At 58.8% G+C, this 1641-nt stretch carries 2 protein-coding genes; both read left to right on the top strand.

Annotated elements, in window-relative coordinates; genetic code table 11:
- Positions 1 to 394, top strand: a 394-nt coding sequence (locus AB4043_RS24740) for an amidase family protein (RefSeq protein WP_442308423.1), incomplete at its 5' end; no start/stop codon positions are given.
- Between the two features lie 200 nt (positions 395 to 594).
- The coding region (locus AB4043_RS24735) for a hypothetical protein (RefSeq protein ID WP_442308422.1) at positions 595 to 1641 on the top strand (1047 nt) is incomplete at its 3' end.

The raw sequence follows: 1641 nt of genomic DNA, 5'->3' as shown, positions 1-1641 counted from the left end.
GGCCAGGTTTATGCTCTCGTTGCCCGATACGCCGGCAGTGGAGTACATCGAAGCCGTACAGGCGGCGGAGCGGTTAAAGGATGGCTATGCCGAGTACTTCCAGAAGTACGATGTATTGCTCACTCCGGTCCTGCCTGCCCCGTCGTTCAGCCATGGCCAGGGGGAGTTGCTGATCAACGGCCAGGCTGTGAACATCATGGGCATCATGTCCGCGACATCGCCGTTAAACGTGACGGGCCTGCCGGGCATTTCCATGCGGTTCGGTACGAGCCATGACGAGATGCCGATCGGCGTGCAGATCGTTGGTAACTGGCAAACCGAGTCCACGATTCTTCATGTAGCGTCCCTTTTGGAGCAGGTAAGTCCCTTGCGGGATCTGCACCCAAATCTCTAAATAGCACCAGGGAATGGAGCAAGTGGGCAGGGGAGAGACCGCTCCTGCTCACTGGGCCTCCAGATATCGGCACTACTGATGCTCTAGAGCAAGCATTTCTACAGGCAACTCCTGGAGGAGAGCCGCTCATCTTAGAGGGCGTTTGGCTTCTCCCTTTTGAACGACCTGAACCACGCACGCTGACACACAAAAGAAGCGTCATGAAAACCTCCTCAAGCATCCGCCGTCTTATAGACGCGTTTTGTCTTTTCTTCCTGGCCACCGCCGCACAAGCCTTTGCCACAGTCACTGTGAGCAGCCCTGCGAACAACACCACGACTGCCAGCACGACCGTCCAGTATGTCGCCAGCGGTTCGTCTTCAACCTGCTCGGCAGGCGTCTCCGCGATGGGCATCTATGTGGACAATGCTCTCGTCTATCAGGTCGCCGGCAACACCATCAACCAGGCCGTCACCTTGCAGCCTGGCATGCACTATACCGTCGTCGAAGAGTGGGACTATTGCGGGGGAGCATCCACCACGCCCATCAATATCACCGTCACCAGCGGATCGAACCTGAATGGCGTCTCCGTCTCCTCGCCCGTCACGGGAAGCACCGTAGCTTCTCCCGTCGCTTATGTCGCTACCGCTGGTTCCACCAGCTGCGCCGCGGGCATCGCCGCAATGGGCATCTACGTCAACAACGCCCTCGCCTACGATGTCTCCGGGAGCTCCTTGAACACCAGGCTCACACTCCAACCCGGCTTCTACAACACTGTCGTGGAAGCGTGGGACTATTGCGGCGGAGCCTACACCAGCGTTGTGAACATCAACGTCACAGCCTCGAACGGCAGCGTGACTGTCACCTCGCCCACCAATGGAAGCACCGTCGCTTCTCCGGTCCAGTATGTCGCCACAGCTACGGCCGCTGGTAGCTGCGCCCAGGGTGTCGCAGCCATGGGGGTCTACGCCAACAACTCGCTCGTCTATCACGTTAACGGCAGCTCCCTCAATGCCTCCATCGCTCTCAACTCCGGCATCAACAACACCGTCGTCCAGGAGTGGGACTACTGTGGTGGAGCATCCACCACGCCTATTAACATCACCGTCTCCAGCGGATCGACCCTGAACGGCGTCGCCGTCACCTCACCCGCCGCCGGAGGCACCGTTACTTCTCCTGTGAAGTTTGTCGCCACTGCCGGCAGCACCATCTGCGCAGAAGGCATTGCTGCCATGGGCATCTACATCAATAACGGCCTTGTGTACCAG

Origin of the sequence: Terriglobus sp. YAF25 (assembly GCF_052113305.1) — a bacterium.
Taxonomy (GTDB): Bacteria; Acidobacteriota; Terriglobia; order Terriglobales; family Acidobacteriaceae; genus Terriglobus.
This window is presented reverse-complemented; position numbering and strand designations above follow the sequence as displayed.